Here is a 16,250-nt window from a genome sequence, read left to right on the forward strand (position 1 = left end):
AACAGCCGTCCGCAGCCCCGGAGTGATCCCATGGCCGCCAAACTGCCCGAACCCGACCTGGCATATCTGCAGCGCGTGCTGCTGGAAATGCTCGCCATCCCCAGCCCCACCGGCTTCACCGACACCATCGTGCGCTACGTCGCCGAGCGGCTGAAGGAGCTGGGCATCCCCTTCGAACTGACCCGCCGCGGAACCATCCGCGCGACTCTCAAGGGACGCCGCTACAGCCCGGACCGCGCGGTCTCGGCGCACCTCGACACCATCGGCGCCATCGTCCGCGAAATCCATGCCAACGGCCGCGTCGGCCTGGCGCCGGTGGGCTGCTGGTCGAGCCGCTTCGCCGAGGGCAGCCGGGTCAGCGTATTCACCGACAGCGGCGTGCTGCGCGGCAGCGTGTTGCCGCTGCTGGCCTCGGGGCATGCCTTCAATACCGCGGTGGACCAGTTGCCAATCAGCTGGGACCACGTCGAACTGCGCCTCGACGCCACCACCGCCAGCCGCGCCGACACCCTGGCCCTGGGCGTGGAGGTGGGCGACTTCGTCGCCTTCGATCCGCTGCCGGAATTCACCGAGAGCGGCCATATCAGCGCCCGCCACCTGGACGACAAGGCCGGCGTGGCGGCCCTGCTCACCGCGCTCAAGGCGGTGGTGGAAAGCCGCCAGGAACCGCCGATCGACTGCCACCCGCTGTTCACCATCACCGAGGAAACCGGCTCCGGCGCGGCAGCGGCCCTGCCCTTCGACGTCAGCGAGTTCGTCGGCATCGACATCGCCCCGGTGGCCGCCGGCCAGCAATCCAGCGAACACGCGGTCAGCGTCGCCCTGCAGGACTCCGGCGGGCCCTACGACTTCCATCTGTCGCGGCACCTGCTGCGCCTCGCCGGGCAATACGACATCCCGGTACGCCGCGACCTGTTCCGCTACTACCACAGCGACGCGCAGTCGGCGGTCACCGCCGGCCACGACATCCGTACCGCCCTGCTGGCGTTCGGCTGCGATGCGACCCACGGCTACGAACGCACTCACTTGGACAGCCTGGCCGCCCTCGCCCGGCTGCTCAGCGCCTACCTGCTCAGCCCCCCGGTGTTCGCCAGCGACGCCCAGCCGGCGCGCAGTTCGCTGGAGCGTTTCAGCCATCAACTGGAGCACGACGCACAGATGGAAAGCGAGACCCGGGTACCGCCGGTCGACAGCGTGCTGGGCCCGCGCCAGGAGGAATGAGGCTCCGCGGGGTCGGTCGGCGCGTCCCGCTACGCTGCCCCTTGAAGGGCACGACACATCCGGGCAAAGTGCCTGCACGGTCGACCGAATCCCCCATGAGGTTCACATGCCGCGCCTCTGTTGTCTGGCGTTGCTCCTGCTATGCCTGGCCGGGCCGGCCTGGGCGCTGTCGCCCGCGCCGCTCGACCGCGACGACCTGCGTCTCTCCCTCGGGCCCTACATGGGCTACCACGAAGACCGCGACGGCCGGCTCAGCGTCGAGCAGGCCCAGGCACTCCCGGACTCCGCCTTCGAGCCTGTCCGGGGCGACCACGCCAACCTCGGCAAGAACGCCTCGGTGTGGTGGTTCAAGGTCCACATGACCAACAGCCGGGCGCATCCGCTGGCCGGTTACCTGGAAGTGAACTACCCGCTGCTGGACGACCTGCGGGTCTTTCTGGTCGATCCTGCAGGCCAGGTCCGGCACCAGGAGAGCGGCGACCGCTTCGCCTTCGCCCAGCGCCCGGTGCAGGTACGCAACTTCTGGTTCCCCCTCGAGCTACCCCCCGGCGAGAGCACCCTGCTGGTCCGGGTGGATACCACCAGCACCGTCTTCGTACCGCTGTTCTTCAGCACCTATGCCGCCAGCGCCGCCACCCAGGAAAACCTGATGGGGGCGAACGGCGCCTTCTACGGCGTGCTGTTCGCGATGTTCTGCTACAACCTGTTCCTGTTCCTCTCGCTGCGCGAGCGCGCCTACTTCTGGTATGTGGTCTATAGCCTCAATATCGGCCTGTTCACCGCCAGCTTCGACGGCATGCTGTTCAAGCTGCTGCCCGAACACGTCGGCCTGCAATCGATCAGCATCTATATCCTGATGTACCTGCACTGCCTGGCGGCGATCCAGTTCAGCCGGCACTTCCTGCACATCCCCCAACACTTCCCGCGCCTGGACCTGACTCTGCGGCTGTTCATGCTGGGCACCCTCGGCGCCCTGCTTTCGGTACCGCTGATCGGCCTGCAGAACTGGAACATCCTCGCCAGCCTGACGGTGCTGGCGGTCTCGCTGATGCTGCTGCTCGCCGGCGTCCATGCCTGGCGCAAGGGGCTGCGCTACGGCTCCTACTACATCCTCGCCTGGGGCATCCTGCTCGCCTCCTTCATCGTCGCCACCTCCGGCTCCCTGGGCGTCGAGCTGTTCGGCATCTATGGCGCCTCGGTGGTCAAGGTCGGCGTCGCCATCGAGCTGATCACCCTTTCCATCGGCCTCGCCGACCGCATCAACCTGCTCAAGGAAGAAGGCTTCCGCTCGCGCCAGGCGGCCGAGCAGGCGCGCATCGAGAACAAGGCCAAGAGCCGCTTCCTTGCCACCATGAGCCATGAGATCCGCACGCCACTGAACGGCGTGCTGGGCATGCTGCAACTGCTCAAGGAAACCCCGCTGGACCGCAGCCAGCGCTTCTACGTCGAGACCATCGCCAGCTCCGGCAGCTCGCTGATGGCGGTGATCAATGACATCCTCGACTACGCCCGCATCGAGTCCGGCAAGCTGACTCTGGAACGGATCGAGTTCGACCTCGAACAACTGGTCTCCGATACCCTCAGCCTGTTCACCGCCCAGGCCCTGGACAAGCGCCTGCGGCTCTACGTCAGCCTGGAGGGCGGCGTGCCGCGCACCCTGCATGGCGACCCGACGCGGCTCAAGCAGGTGCTGATGAACCTGCTGAGCAACGCCCTGAAATTCACCTCGGATGGCTACGTGGCGCTGAACGTCTGCCGGCGCAGCGATTCGCAGGGCATGCCACACCTGATCTTCTCGGTCAGCGACAGCGGCATCGGCATTCGCAACGAGGTGCAGCCGCAGCTTTTCGAATCCTTCGCCCAGGGTGATTCCAGCACCACCCGTCGCTACGGCGGCAGCGGCCTGGGCCTGGCCATCAGCCGGGAACTGGTGGAGATGATGGGTGGGCGCATCGAAGTGCAGAGCACCCCCGGCCAGGGTACCCGCTTCGCCTTCGACATCCCGCTGCAGACCGGCGGGACGGAGGAAGACGAACTGCTACGCCTGCTCGCCGGACGGCCGGCGCTGCTGGCCTCGCTGGACGGCCTCGGCCTCGACGCCCTGAGCCGCCTGCTCGGCCGCTGGGACATGCGCACCGAACGTTGCCAGAGCCCGGAGCGCCTGGTGGATTGCCTGGAAGACTTTACCAGCCCGCCCCTGCTGATCCTCATGGCGCCCTGGCCCGGCAGCATCAACCACTGGCTGGAATCGTTGCGCCCGCACTTGGAACCCGGACAGCGCGTGCTGATGCTCTGCCCGCCCGAGCAGTGCCAGTCGCCGAGCGTCGACGGCCTGCGCCTGCTCAGCCTGCCGCAGCCACTGGCGGTGACCGCGCTGCGCAAGGCCCTGCTGGAACTCTACGAAGAAGGCTCGCCGTCCGTCATGCCGGCGTCCCGTCCACCGCGCGATGCCCAGCAGGCAGCGCCGTGCATCCTGGTGGCCGAAGACAATCCGGTGAACCAACTGGTGGTCCAGGGCTTTCTGCGCAAGCGCGGCTATCAGGTGCGGGTGGTCGGCACCGGGCTCGCCGCGTTCGACGAATACCGACGCGCGCCGGCGGCCTGCCAGTTGATCCTGATGGACTGCGAGATGCCGGAAATGGACGGCTTCGAAGCCACCCGTCGGATTCGCCGCCTGGAAAAGCAACAGCACCTGCCGCCCGTCCCCATCATCGCCCTGACCGCGCACATCCTCGACGAGCACCGCCAGCACGGCAGCGACGCCGGCATGAACGACTTCCTCGGCAAGCCCCTGGACAGCCAGCTCCTCTACGCCACCCTGGAGCGCTACCTCGACTCGCCGGACAGCCCCGAACCCCAGGGCATCGCCGCCCTCCCGGACTCGGAAACCTGACCGGAGGAGTCGACGCCTCCCCGGCGATCCTCTAGGATCGCCGCGCGCCCGGAGAGACCCATGCTGATCCCCCACCACCTGCTCGAAGCCGACACCCTCACCCGCCTGCTGGAAGACTTCGTGACCCGCGAAGGCACCGACAACGGCGACGACACACCGCTGGAAACCCGGGTGGCCCGCGCCCGCCACGCGCTGGAGAAAGGCCAGGCGGTGATCGTCTTCGACCCGGACAGCCAGCAATGCCAGTTGATGCTGAAAGAGGAAGTGCCTCGGGAGTGGCTGGATGAGGACCGGGGGTGAAAAAAGAATCCCTTCTCGTGCAAGAAGGCGCTGTTGAACTCAGTAATCGGTTTGGCTCAGAACTTTCCAGCACCAGACAGGGCGAACCGCCCAGAGCGACCGTGGGCCCTACGAACCAAACCGCGCCGTAACCGCCACCGGCCGGACATTACGGATAACGAAACGACTACGCGGCAACGCCTGCATGCGCACCGGGCTCACGCTCAGGTCCTGGGTGTCCGGCACTTCGTAGCGCATCCAGCGGGTCAGCGCGCGCAGCGCCAGCTTGAGCAGTTCGATGGTGATCCACTCCCCCGGGCAGCGATGGTCGCGACGGTGTTCGCCACCGCCCTGGGTAATGAAGTTGAAGGCACTGCCATCCCAATGCTGGAAGCGCTCCGGCAGGAAGTCGTCCGGCCGCTGCCAAGTGCGCGGGTCGCGGTTGGTGCCGAACAGGTCCAGCAGCACGCGGGTTCCTTCCTCGAAGTAATGGCCGCGCCAGTGGAAGCCCTCGCGCACCCGCGCCGCTACAAAGGGGAAGAAGGCATACAGCCGGCGCACCTCTTGGGCGAAAGGTTCGATCAGTTCGTCGCGCTCCGCCAGGCGCGCATACCACTGCGGCTGACGGTACAGCTCCAGGGCAGCGAAGATCACGAAACGGGCGATCGCCACAGCGGGACGCAGCACGTTCAGCAATTCCACCGCCGCCACGGCGGGATCGAGCAACCGCTCGCTCTCCCGATGTTCGGCAATGACCTGAAGCGCCGAACCCGGCGCCGGCACCAGCCGTCCCTCACGTACCGTCCTAACCTGCTCCGCGCACCAGCGTTCGGTCGCGGCCCGCGCCCGGCGTGCCCGCCAATGCCGCAGTCCGGCTCCGCCGGCACCGTCGACCATCGCCGCCAGCCAGGCGCGACAACGCTCCACCTCGTCCCGTGACAGCAGGACACCGGCCCAGCCGCAAATGCTGCGACAGAGGATCGTCTGTACTTCGTGGAGCAACACCACCTGCGGGCGAAGTGTCCAGGCTTCGATGGACTCGCGCCAATGCGCCTCGTTGAGCCGCAGCAGCTCGCGCATGCGCTCCGGTGTCATCAAATCCATGAACATCTGCTTGCGCACCCGGTGCGCCTTGCCGTCCAGGCCTTGTACGCCGCCGACACCGAACAGCGTCTTTTGCAGCAGGCGCGGCGCCGCGTTCGTACGGATGAACAACGCCGGATCGTAGAACAGCCGGGCCGCCGATTCGCCGCTCAGGCAGAGCGTGCGCTGCAACAGCAGGCGGGTCTCGAACAGATCGCTGCGATAGCGCCGGCAGCGGTCCGGGATGAACCCATACCCTTCACGCAGCAGGGCAAGCGTGCTGTCCAGACTTCGATCACGGGGAATGTCGGACATGGGGTCTCCTGGCGAGCCGAAAAAGGGCAAGCCCTGATAGATCGACCATGCCGTGCAGCGAAGGTTTGCCCATGGGCGCAAGGGCCGGAATAGAGCGGTTCGCTTGCAGCGAGACGGCAGCCGACCGCTCATGAAAAAGTCCTGAACTGTTTCGTCTGAACGCCCTCACACCTTACGAGGGCTGGTGAAAAGCCGGCCAGACGTTCAATCCGCAAAAGGAGAACGACATGCCTAATCGTAACCCCGGCAACTTTGCCAACGACCGTGAAAAAGCGTCCGAAGCCGGCCGCAAAGGCGGCCATAACAGTGGCGGCAATTTCGCCAATGACCGCGAAAGAGCCTCGGAAGCCGGCCGCAAGGGTGGCCAGCACAGCCATGGTGGCGGCCGCAGTTAACCAGGCGGCCGCAGTTAACCACCGCTGATACGAAGAACGGGGGCTACGGCCCCCGTTTCTTCGTCTGGCGCGTTCATTTTTCCGGCGACTCGGGTTCTTCGACGCCATCGATGATGTTCTTCACTTCGTTGTCGTCGCATTCGGCCTGCCGGCCCAGCTCGACGTAACGTTTGCGCATTTTTTTCAGTTGCTTCGCATCGCGCTCGTCAAGGTCGAGCAACGCCGTCTGCGCGTCCTTGCTGACCCGCAGCAGTTCGTCGAGCTTGATGTGCAGTGCGTCGTTATCGCGGTTCTGGGTGTTCTGGATGAGGAACACCATGAGGAACGTAATGATCGTGGTGGATGTGTTGACGATCAGTTGCCAGGTGTCGTTGAAGTGGAACAGCGGCCCCGTCGCGGCCCAGATCACCAGGCCCAGCACCGCGATCTTGAAGGTGCTGGCGCTGCCCGCCCATTCCGATAGCCGCTCGGCCCAGCGTTCGAATCTGCTTTTCTTCTCGGTCGCCATCAGGGTTCTCCCATTTCAACACCTAAAGATTCCGACCCGAACCCAGCGCGGGAATTCCGAGAACGGCACGGCGGAAGGGAGAACGGGTCAGCGCCTGCCGGCCACGCGGGCTGGACAACGCGACCTGTCCAGCGGCCCCACGTAAGGGTTGCCCCAGCCCATCACGCAACCGACCCGCTGATTGCGCTGGCGCTCCCAGCTCTCGACCGGATACTGCTTGCTCCAGACCGTGAACAACTGGCGATCCTGCTTGGACAGGCGCAGGCCATAGCGCTCGCTCATGTAGAAATAGGTGCGCGCGATCATCCCGCGGATCGCCGTGCGCGGCATGACCTTGCGTGCGTCGAAATCCACCACCGTCTGGCAGGCACCGTACTGGCCGTGGCGCTGCGGCAACCAGGCAAAACTGAAGTTGCTGCGATCGCCGTTCAACTCGCCGATGCTCGGCACCAGGTTGTGCAGATCGGCTTCGGCCCGGCGATAGGCCTCGTCGTTCTTCGCACAATTGCGACGTCCACCGTGCTGCCAGCAGCGACGCTGATGACCGATCACCCAGGCCGGCACGATATGCTCCCATTCCACGCGCCGGGCCCGCTTCGGATTCTTGCGCGGCACGTAGCCGCAACTGGCCAGATCGACCCGCTCGCCCCGGTACTTGCAACCGCAATAGAACTCGGTGGATTGCTTTTCGTAGAGCGTCCAGCCGATTCGTTTGGCTTCGGAGAAGCTGTGCGGCGCATCGGCCAGCGCAGGCAGGGAGAGGACGGCGGCAAGCAGGAGAGAGAAACGCAACGGCATGGGCGGTACTCAAAAGCGCCGCATGTTACCCGCCCGACATTTTTTGCCAATCCTGGCAGGAAGATGGCAAAAACCAGATCACAGATTACACGACATCACGGCCGTGCCAGGACCGGCTCGGGTTGCCGCCGACTACCGCAGATCGCGGACGGTTCAGCCCTTGCTGTGTTCCTTCGAGGTAGGCCCGCCACGGGCAACGCCTTGCGGGCCGGAGATACCCCAGAGAATCAGTCCGACCACCGGCACCATGGCGATCAGGAATGCCCAGACGAACTTGGCATCCGTACCGGCATCGCTACGGAAAACGCTGACGATCGCCCATAGGTCGAAACAGATGATGATCACCGCGACGAACATCAGGAAAAACACCAGGCCCTCGCTCATGACGACTCTCCTCCCAGTGGCCTCTTAATTATTCTGGCCATGCCCGGATCGGACAGTTCAATCGGGTCGAGCATCGTGGGCAGACGGTCGTTTCCCACGTCGAAAATCAACTATTGTTCCTTTTGTGCTCGGGTCCGCAATTTTTTCGTGCCCGATCACACGCCATCGATTTCCAGAGAAGGCTATTTCTAGCGCCTTTAAAAAAAGGAGGAAGACCGCATGGATTGTGCTCGTATGGCGCAGCTCGCCCAGACCCTGGTCAGGCAGCATCGACAGGCAGCCGATGCACCTCCCGGTACCCCCGGCTACCGCTGGTTTCTCGAAGGCGCAGCCGAAACGGGGTTCGCCGCCCCCGGCCGTGGGGGCGACCCCAAGTTCGCCAGTCGCTCGCGGGAATGGATGTTTTCGGCGGACCTGCCGCAACTGCGACGCTGGATGCACACCATCCTCTACGCCGAACGCTGGACCGAGCATTGGCCCGCGTTCGTCGACCAGGCATTGCAGAATGGGCAGTTGGAAGCCTTCGCGGAGCGCCTCGAACAGTTGGAGGGCTAGGATGCAGCGCCATCCGGGAATCTAGATATCCCGGATGGCGCTGCGCTTGTCCGGCTACGGCGAGACCAGCCCACTGATCCAGCGAAGCCCGCCGAACGCATACCACCGCGTCACTGCGCGCTTGTAGGGGGCGAATTCATCGCCCAACGAGCCCCGCCGCGCCTTATCTCCACTTCCCCCGCTCCACCCATCGAATTCCGTTTGCCAAGCTAAGCGGCACGCTGATATCTGTATAAACAGACAGTAAAGCAGCGCCCCTTCCCATGCTCCGCACCCTCGACGATCCCTTTTACTACCTGAACAACTTCCAGCAGGTACTGCTGTGGATCGAGGCCCGCTACGACGATCTACTGAACGCGGAAGAACGCCTCTTCATCGCCACCTTCCCCACCCTGCCGCAAGCGGCCCGGGCTCTGCTGGTGCGCATGGTGATGCGTAAGGGCACGCTGTTCCGCGCCGGCAAGCTGGTCTACCCGGAAATCGGCCCGGCGCCGGTGGCTGTCCAACCGCTGGTGGACCTGGGCTGGGTGGATGTGTCTCCGCCGCTGGACCTGACGCAACTGTTCGCCCTGCTGACCAAACCCGAAATCCGCGCCCATTTCGCCGTGCGGCCGGACCTGCGCAAGGCCGAGCAGCTCCAGGCCCTCCTGCCGGACCACCCGCACGCACGCGCCTTCGAAGACTGGTGCCCCGGCAGCGACGACCGCGTCTACGCGCTGACGATCATGGACCTCTGCGACCGTCTGCGCCTGATGTTCTTCGGCAACCTGCACCAGGACTGGTCGGAGTTCGTCCTCGCCGACCTGGGTATCTACCTCTACGAAAAGATCGAGCTGGACGCCGGCTCCCGCGGCTTTCGCGAGCGCCGCGACCTGGACGACTGCCTGCACCTGCACCGTTGCCGCGAGCGCTTCGAGCAGGGTGAAGCGCTCGCCGAGGTGCTCGCCGACATTCCCCGCGAGGCGTGCCCCAACCCCTGGATCGAGCAGCGCCGCGCCAGGCTGCTGTTCCTCATCGCCCAGCACTGCGAACGGCTCGGCGAGTTCGATGCAGCGCTGGCGCTGTACGCCGAATGCGACTACCCCGGTGCGCGGGGGCGGCGCATCCGCGTACTGGAACGCAGCGAGCGTTTCGCCGAAGCCCTGGCGCTGGCCCGTCAGGCTGAACAGGCACCGGAAAGCGAGGCCGAGCGCCAGCACCTGCAACGCATACTGCCGCGCCTGCAACGGCAACTCGGCCTGCCCAAGGCCCCCAGGGCGACCCGCCCGGCGGTGGAACGGCTTGACTTGAGCCTTCCCCGCCCCGAGGCCCTGTCGGTGGAAGGCGCGGTGCTGCTGCATCTGCACCACAGCGATGGCCCGGTGCACTACGTCGAGAACACCCTGATCAACGCCCTGTTCGGCCTGCTCTGCTGGGAAGCGATCTTCGCCGCGCTGCCCGGTGCCTTCTTCCACCCCTTCCACATCGGTCCGGCGGACCTGCACGCACCCGACTTCCGCCAGCGCCGCGCCGCCCTGTTCGATGCCTGCCTGGCGCAACTGGGCAGCGACGCCTACAAGGACACCATCCGCCGCCACTACTGGGCCAAACAGGGCATCCTCTCGCCGTTCGTACACTGGGGCGCCCTCGATGACGCGCTGCTGGAACTGGCCCTGCACTGCCTGCCGGCCACGCACCTGCGACACTGGTTCGAGCGCATCCTGCAGGACATCAAGGCCAACCGTGCCGGGCTGCCGGACCTGATCCAGTTCTGGCCCGCGCAACGGCGCTACCGGATGATCGAAGTGAAGGGCCCCGGCGATCGCCTGCAGGACAACCAGTTGCGCTGGCTGGACTTCTGCGCGCGGCACGACATGCCGGTGGCAGTCTGCTATGTGCAATGGGCGGATGCGGTCAGTTGAGCTACGTCGTCGCCGTCCGCGCCCTCTGCGAGTTCACCGCCAAGACGGGTGACCTCGACCTGCGCTTCACCCCCTCGCCCAGTGCCCAGGAAGGCATGGCCGGCCATGCCCTGGTGGCCTCCCGACGCGGCACCGAATACTTGGCCGAACTGCCGCTGGCCGGCGACTACAAGCAGTTGCACGTGCGCGGCCGGGCCGATGGCTACGACCCCACGCTCAATCGTTTGGAAGAGGTGAAGACCTACCGCGGCGACCTCGCCCGGATACCGGCCAACCACCGCGCCCTGCACTGGGCCCAGGCCAAGGTCTATGGCTGGCTGCTGTGCCAGGAGCGAGGCCTGGCCGAGGTGGACGTGGCGCTGGTCTACTTCGACATCCACAGCCAGAAGGAAACCGTGCTGGTGGAGCGCTGCTCCGCCGACGCACTGCGGGGCTTCTTCGAAACGCACTGCGAACGCTTCCTGCAATGGGCCGTGCAGGAACTCGCCCACCGTGCCGAACGCGACCGGGCGCTGGAGGCCATGCGCTTCCCCCACGCGGACTTCCGCAGCGGCCAACGCGAACTGGCGGAAGCCGTGTACAAGGCCGCCAGCACCGGCTGCTGCCTGATGGCCCAGGCACCCACCGGAATCGGCAAGACCCTCGGTACCCTGTTCCCGCTGCTCAAGGCGGCTCCGCGCCAGGGCCTGGACCGGCTGTTCTTCCTTGCCGCCAAAACCCCCGGCCGCCAGCTCGCCCTGGATGCCGCGCGCCTGCTGGAGGCGAACGCGCCGGGCCTGCCGCTGCGGGTGCTGGAGCTGACCGCCCGCGACAAGGCCTGCGAGCACCCGGACAAGGCCTGCCACGGCGAATCCTGTCCGCTCGCCCAAGGCTTCTACGACCGCCTGCCCGCCGCCCGGAAGGCTGCGCTGGAGCGCGTCTGGCTGGACCGCGACAGCGTGCGCGACGTAGCGCTCGAACACACCGTCTGCCCCTATTACCTCGCCCAGGAACTGGCGCGCTGGGCCGACCTGCAAGTGGGCGACTACAACTACTACTTCGATGTCAGCGCCCTGCTCCACGGCCTGACCCAGGCCAACCAATGGCGCGTCGGCGTGCTGGTGGACGAGGCGCACAACCTGCTGGAACGGGCCCGGCGCATGTACAGCGCCGAACTGGACCAGGCCGACTTCGACGCCCTGCGCCGCGAGGCCCCGGCTGCGCTGAAGAAGCCGCTGGAGCGGATCAACCGAGCCTGGCGCGAGCTGAGCAAGGATGAAGACGCCCCCTACCAGGCCCTGCCGACCCTGCCCGGAAAGCTCATCGCCAACTTGCAATCGGCCATTGCCGACATCACCGATCACTTCGGCGAGCACCCCACCCAGGTGCATGGCGCGCTGCTGGACTTCTACTTCGAGGCCATGCACTTCTGCCGCATGGCCGATACCTTCGACAGTCATACCCTGTTCGACATCAGCCGCCGCCCGGGTACGCGCGGCCGCAGTCTGTCCACGCTGTGCCTGCGCAACTTGGTGCCGGCGCCCTACCTGCAACCGCGCTTCGCCGCCACCCGCAGCACCGTATTGTTCTCCGCGACCCTGAGCCCCCGGCATTTTCATGGCGATCTGCTCGGCCTGCCGGAAAATACGCCCTGGGTGGACGTGCAATCGCCATTCAGCGCGGGGCAACTGGCGGTCCACGTGGTGGGCTCCATCTCCACCCGTTTCCAGCACCGTGCCGCGTCCCTGGAACCCATCGCGGAACTGATGGCACATCAGTTCGACGAACAGCCCGGCAACTACCTGGCGTTCTTCAGCAGTTTCGACTACTTGCAGCAGGCACTCGAACGCTTTGCCGCGCGCTTCCCGCATATTCCGCTATGGACGCAATCGCGACGCATGGACGAACCGGCGCGCCTGGCGTTTCTCGAACGCTTCGTCGAAGGCGGCCAGGGCATCGGCTTCGCCGTACTCGGCGGCGCTTTCGGCGAGGGCATCGACCTGCCCGGCGAACGCCTGATCGGCGCCTTCGTCGCCACCCTCGGTCTGCCGCAACTCAACCCCGTGAACGAACAGATCCGCCAACGCATGGACCAGTTGTTCGGTGCCGGCTACGACTACACCTACCTCTACCCCGGCCTGCAGAAAGTGGTACAGGCCGCCGGCCGGGTGATCCGAACCCGTGAGGACCGCGGCGTGCTCTACCTGATCGACGACCGCTTCGCCCGCCGCGAAGTGATGCGCCTGTTGCCGGGGTGGTGGAAGGTTGAGCGCAACGATGGGCCTGGGTGCGCTGCTATCCGCTTGGGCGAATGAATTCGTCCGCTTTTCTCCCGGCGCCGCTCAAAAATCCACCTTCCCCCTGCCCGCCTTGATCGTCGCCCGCTTGGCCTTGCCTTCCAGGCGGCGCTGCTTCGAGCCGAGGGTCGGTTTGGTCGGGCGACGCTTCTTCTCCACCTTGGCCACGCTGCGGATCAGGGCGGCCAGCCGCTCCAAGGCGTCGGCGCGGTTCTGTTCCTGGGTGCGGTACTGTTGTGCCTTGATCACGATCACCCCCTCGGCGGTGATGCGGCTGTCGCGCAGCGCCAGCAAGCGTTCCTTGTAGAACGGCGGCAGCGACGAGGCCAGGATGTCGAAACGCAGGTGCACGGCGCTGGACACCTTGTTGACGTTCTGCCCACCGGCCCCCTGGGCGCGGATGGCGCTCAGTTCTATTTCGGCATCGGGCAGGTGGACGTTGTTGGATATTTCCAGCATGGGAAGACGGCCGGGCGGATGAGCGACCAGCATACCCGCCATGGCCTGAAATCTTTCGTTGGATTTTCGCCGCTGCGCATGACCAGGTGCTTGGCTACCCTGACCTTCGACTCGTTGCGGGAACAATCCATGGACTCCATCACCCAGGCAGTACTCGGCGCCAGCATCCAGGGCGCCCTGCTCGGCCGCTGGCAGGGGCGCAAGGCGTTGCTGTACGGTGCCGTCCTCGGCACCCTGCCCGATCTCGACGTGGTCATCGACTACGGCGACGCGGTGGCCGAGATGACCTACCACCGTGGTTTCAGCCACTCGCTGTTCGTCCTCAGCGGCCTGGCCCTGCTGCTCACCGCCCTCTGCCGACGATGGCGGACGAACCCCGGCTATTCGAGCAGGCGCCTGTTCCTCACACTCTGGCTGGTGCTGGTCACCCACCCGCTGCTGGACTGTTTCACCAGCTACGGCACGCAGCTCTTCTGGCCGCTGGACCTGCCGCCGATCAGCGGGTCCAGCGTGTTCATCATCGATCCGCTGTATACCCTGCCGCTGCTCGTCGCGGTGATCGCCGGCCTGCTGTTCGGCCTGAAGGGCAAAGTGGCCCGCTGGCCGGCCGTGGCGCTGGGACTGTCGACGCTCTACCTGGGCTTCACCCTGGCCGGCAAGCAGATGGCCGAGCAACGCGTGGAACAGGCCTTGGCCCGCGACGGCATCCACGCGGAAAAAATCTTCAGCACCCCGACACCCTTCAACAGTCTGCTCTGGCGGGTGATCGTTCTGGACGGCGAGGACTACCACGAAGCGCTGGTCAGCTGGTTCGACCGCTCGCTGCCGCACCTTGAACGGATTCCCCGCGGAACCCACCTGGCCACCGCCCTGCGCGACTCGCCGCAACATGCGCGGCTGGCCTGGTTCACCGATGGCGTCCTGCGCTACGACGACATCGACGGCCACCTGGTGGTCACCGACCTGCGCCTGGGCATGACCGGCTTCCACCCGTTCCGCTTCGCCATGGCGACCCGCGAGGGAGACGGCTGGCATCTGATAAGGGACGTCGAACTCTGGCCGGTGGAACGCGGCGACCTGAGCCGCCTGCAGGTGCTCTGGCAGCGCGTCTGGGAAGAACGCCAGGTGCCCCTGCTGGCCTGGGCCAACGAGTTGCAGCGTGGGCCCCGGCAAAGCGCCCGCTGATGCCGACGGGCGAGGTAGGCACCGGCCCTGACGGCCACTACAATCCCTTGAAATCCCACGAGCCATCGCCATGACCGCACGGATCGCTGTCCCCACCGCCCTGCCCGCCTACGCTCGCCTGCCGCTGAGCTTTTCCGTCGAACCGCTGCAACATGCCCTGGCCGAATTGCCGGCTGCGGCCTGGCAGCCGCATTTCAACCGCGACTACTTCGAGGGCGATTGGAGCGGCATCGCCCTGCTCGCTCCGGCGAACGCACCGGACAGCCTGCTGGCGGGCCATGGCGAACCGGCCGCCACGCCGCTGATGAAAGCCTCGCCGTTCTGGCAGGAGCTGCTGGCACGGCTGCCCGCTCCGATCCGCAGCGCCCGCCTGCTGCGCCTGGGACCGGGGGCGCGAATTCGCGAACACCGTGACCCGGACCTCGGCGGCGACGACGGCGACCTGCGCCTGCACCTGCCGATCCACAGCCACGAGGCGGTGGAGTTCATTCTCGAAGGCCGAGCCATCCCCATGCGTCCCGGCGAACTCTGGTTCCTCGACCTGAGCCGCCCGCACCGGGTGGAAAACCCCAGTCCCCATGCGCGCGTCCATCTGGTGCTCGATTGCCGGCGCACGCCCGAGCTGTTGGAGCGGATCGCCGCGGGCCTGGCGGATACCCCGCCCGCGCAGGAGGCCCGGGGAACCCGGCAATTCGCCCAGTTCCGCGCGGCAGTGCACCGGGACGCCGGGCTGCAGCGGCGGCTACAGGCCATCGACGACGCGCAATCCTTCGCCGAAACCGCCGTCGCCCTGGCCGCCGGAATCGGGTTGCATTTCACCGAGGAAGATGTCCGTGCGGCGATGCAACAGGGCCGTCGGAGCTGGATCGAGCAATGGGTGGTATGAGCATGGAAGCCTTGCGTCAGAACGAAACCGATTTCCACGGCTGGTTGCCGATCCGCATCTGGCCGGAACAGGGGCGCTGGTGGGTCGACTGGTGCTGGTTCGGCAGCGAAGTGCTGCAGGAGCCCTTCTTCCGCGACAGCGTGCAGAAGGCCCTGCGCAAGCCGTTCAACCAAGCACTGCGCCGAGTGACCGGCATCGAGGCCTTGCTCGACTGGCAGGCCCGCTCGCCGACTCCGGCGCCCCGCGCCTTCATCCACCATGCGTCGCGCTGCGGCTCGACACTGATCGCCCAATTGCTCACGCAACTGGACAGCCATACGGTGTTGTCCGAACCGCCGCCCCTGGATGCAGTGCTGCGCGCACACTTCTTCGACCCGACCAGTGCGCCGCATCAGGCCGCCTGGACCCGGGCACTGCTCTGCGCCTATGGCCAGCCCCGGCGTGGCGGCGATAGCGAGCTGGTGATCAAGCTGGACGCCTGGAACGTCTTCGAGGCGGATTTCCTCCGTGCCCTTTACCCGCAGACGCCGGCCATCTTTCTTTACCGCGATCCGCTGGAAATCGTCGTCTCGCAACTGCGCCAGCCGGGCGCGCACATGGTGCCGGGCATGATCGGCCCATCGCTGCTGGCGATCCCGGCGGAAGAGGCCTTCGAACTGTCGCCGCTGGAGTTCGCTGCCCGCTGCATCGGCATGATCCTGCAGCGCGGACTGGAGCTCTGTCGCACAGGCGGGGCGATTCCAGTGAACTACAGCGAGCTGCCGGGGGCTGTGTGGGGACGGCTGGCGGAGATGCTTGGCGTTCCGCTAGAGGCTGCGACCCGCTTGGCCGACGCCGCCGGGCGAGACGCCAAGCAGCCGGGCATGAGCTTCAGCCCGGACAGCGCCCGCAAACGTGCCGAGGCCAGCGCCGAAACCCGCGCCGCGGTGGAGCGCTGGGCCCGCGGGCCGTATGAGGAGCTGGAGCGCTTACGCCTGTAAGAGCGCGAATGAATTTTTGAGGTTCCCTCGCTCCAGCGTGAGAACCCCTGACAGGACGCTCCGCGTCCGCTCACTGAATGGACGCGGAGCGTCCAAGGCTGCATTCCCACGCAGAGCGTGGGAACGATCCGC

General features: G+C 66.2%; 14 protein-coding genes and 1 pseudogene. 10 read left to right on the forward strand and 5 right to left on the reverse strand.

The genetic code is table 11. The features are described from left to right. Positions 1-30: 30 nt before the first annotated feature. The 3 genes from BZL41_RS00800 (at position 31) to BZL41_RS00810 (ending at position 4,414) form a co-directional block, all read left to right on the forward strand. Positions 31-1,221, forward strand: a complete 1,191-nt coding sequence (locus tag BZL41_RS00800; protein ID WP_095597533.1) for an osmoprotectant NAGGN system M42 family peptidase — start codon at positions 31-33, stop codon at positions 1,219-1,221. Between the two features lie 106 nt (positions 1,222-1,327). Further along, on the forward strand, positions 1,328-4,114 hold the full coding sequence (locus tag BZL41_RS00805; RefSeq protein ID WP_095597534.1) for a hybrid sensor histidine kinase/response regulator: 2,787 nt from the start codon (positions 1,328-1,330) through the stop codon (positions 4,112-4,114). A 60-nt stretch (positions 4,115-4,174) separates the two neighbouring features. After that, positions 4,175-4,414: a YheU family protein gene (locus BZL41_RS00810; RefSeq protein WP_095597535.1), complete on the forward strand. Its 240-nt coding sequence runs from the start codon at positions 4,175-4,177 to the stop codon at positions 4,412-4,414. A 108-nt stretch (positions 4,415-4,522) separates the two neighbouring features. Here the strand turns inward: BZL41_RS00810 and BZL41_RS00815 are convergent, their stop codons facing one another. Beyond that, positions 4,523-5,791: a cytochrome P450 gene (locus BZL41_RS00815; RefSeq protein ID WP_095597536.1), complete on the reverse strand. Its 1,269-nt coding sequence runs from the start codon at positions 5,789-5,791 to the stop codon at positions 4,523-4,525. Between the two features lie 245 nt (positions 5,792-6,036). On the opposite strand from BZL41_RS00815, the pseudogene BZL41_RS00820 reads away from it, so the two are divergent. Continuing rightward, positions 6,037-6,186: pseudogene (locus BZL41_RS00820) on the forward strand (general stress protein); the annotation flags it as partial. A 73-nt stretch (positions 6,187-6,259) separates the two neighbouring features. Here BZL41_RS00820 and BZL41_RS00825 read toward each other — a convergent pair. The 3 genes from BZL41_RS00825 to BZL41_RS00835 all read right to left on the reverse strand — a co-directional run bounded on the left by BZL41_RS00825 (position 6,260) and on the right by BZL41_RS00835 (position 7,876). After that, positions 6,260-6,694 (reverse strand): low affinity iron permease family protein, encoded by a 435-nt coding sequence (locus BZL41_RS00825; RefSeq protein WP_095597537.1) that lies wholly within the window; start codon positions 6,692-6,694, stop codon positions 6,260-6,262. A gap of 87 nt (positions 6,695-6,781) precedes the next feature. Then, positions 6,782-7,492, reverse strand: coding sequence for an endonuclease (locus tag BZL41_RS00830; RefSeq protein ID WP_095597538.1), 711 nt, complete (start codon positions 7,490-7,492; stop codon positions 6,782-6,784). Between the two features lie 153 nt (positions 7,493-7,645). Further along, entirely contained in the window at positions 7,646-7,876 is a 231-nt protein-coding gene (locus BZL41_RS00835; protein WP_095597539.1) for a PLD nuclease N-terminal domain-containing protein, read from the reverse strand. A gap of 219 nt (positions 7,877-8,095) precedes the next feature. Between BZL41_RS00835 and BZL41_RS00840 the strand changes: the two genes are divergently transcribed. The 3 genes from BZL41_RS00840 (at position 8,096) to BZL41_RS00850 (ending at position 12,626) form a co-directional block, all read left to right on the forward strand. Beyond that, positions 8,096-8,431 (forward strand): hypothetical protein, encoded by a 336-nt coding sequence (locus tag BZL41_RS00840; protein WP_143517997.1) that lies wholly within the window; start codon positions 8,096-8,098, stop codon positions 8,429-8,431. Between the two features lie 263 nt (positions 8,432-8,694). Beyond that, on the forward strand, positions 8,695-10,332 hold the full coding sequence (locus tag BZL41_RS00845; protein ID WP_095597541.1) for a VRR-NUC domain-containing protein: 1,638 nt from the start codon (positions 8,695-8,697) through the stop codon (positions 10,330-10,332). Next, positions 10,311-12,626, forward strand: coding sequence for an ATP-dependent DNA helicase (locus tag BZL41_RS00850; protein WP_095597542.1), 2,316 nt, complete (start codon positions 10,311-10,313; stop codon positions 12,624-12,626). Before BZL41_RS00845 ends, BZL41_RS00850 begins: the two co-directional genes overlap by 22 nt. A 27-nt stretch (positions 12,627-12,653) precedes the next feature. On the opposite strand, the gene arfB is transcribed toward BZL41_RS00850, so the two are convergent. Beyond that, complete coding sequence (gene arfB / locus BZL41_RS00855) at positions 12,654-13,067, reverse strand: alternative ribosome rescue aminoacyl-tRNA hydrolase ArfB (protein WP_095597545.1); 414 nt, start codon at positions 13,065-13,067, stop codon at positions 12,654-12,656. A 129-nt stretch (positions 13,068-13,196) separates the two neighbouring features. Between arfB and BZL41_RS00860 the strand changes: the two genes are divergently transcribed. The 3 genes from BZL41_RS00860 to BZL41_RS00870 all read left to right on the forward strand — a co-directional run bounded on the left by BZL41_RS00860 (position 13,197) and on the right by BZL41_RS00870 (position 16,118). Continuing rightward, positions 13,197-14,252, forward strand: coding sequence for a metal-dependent hydrolase (locus BZL41_RS00860; protein ID WP_095597546.1), 1,056 nt, complete (start codon positions 13,197-13,199; stop codon positions 14,250-14,252). 70 nt (positions 14,253-14,322) lie between these two features. Beyond that, on the forward strand, positions 14,323-15,138 hold the full coding sequence (locus tag BZL41_RS00865) for an aspartyl/asparaginyl beta-hydroxylase domain-containing protein (RefSeq protein ID WP_095597543.1): 816 nt from the start codon (positions 14,323-14,325) through the stop codon (positions 15,136-15,138). A 2-nt stretch (positions 15,139-15,140) separates the two neighbouring features. After that, on the forward strand, positions 15,141-16,118 hold the full coding sequence (locus BZL41_RS00870; RefSeq protein ID WP_095597547.1) for a sulfotransferase family protein: 978 nt from the start codon (positions 15,141-15,143) through the stop codon (positions 16,116-16,118). The last annotated feature ends 132 nt before the right edge of the window (positions 16,119-16,250 follow it).

It is taken from the genome of Pseudomonas sp. PIC25 (assembly GCF_002286785.1).
Lineage (GTDB): Bacteria > Pseudomonadota > Gammaproteobacteria > Pseudomonadales > Pseudomonadaceae > Pseudomonas_M.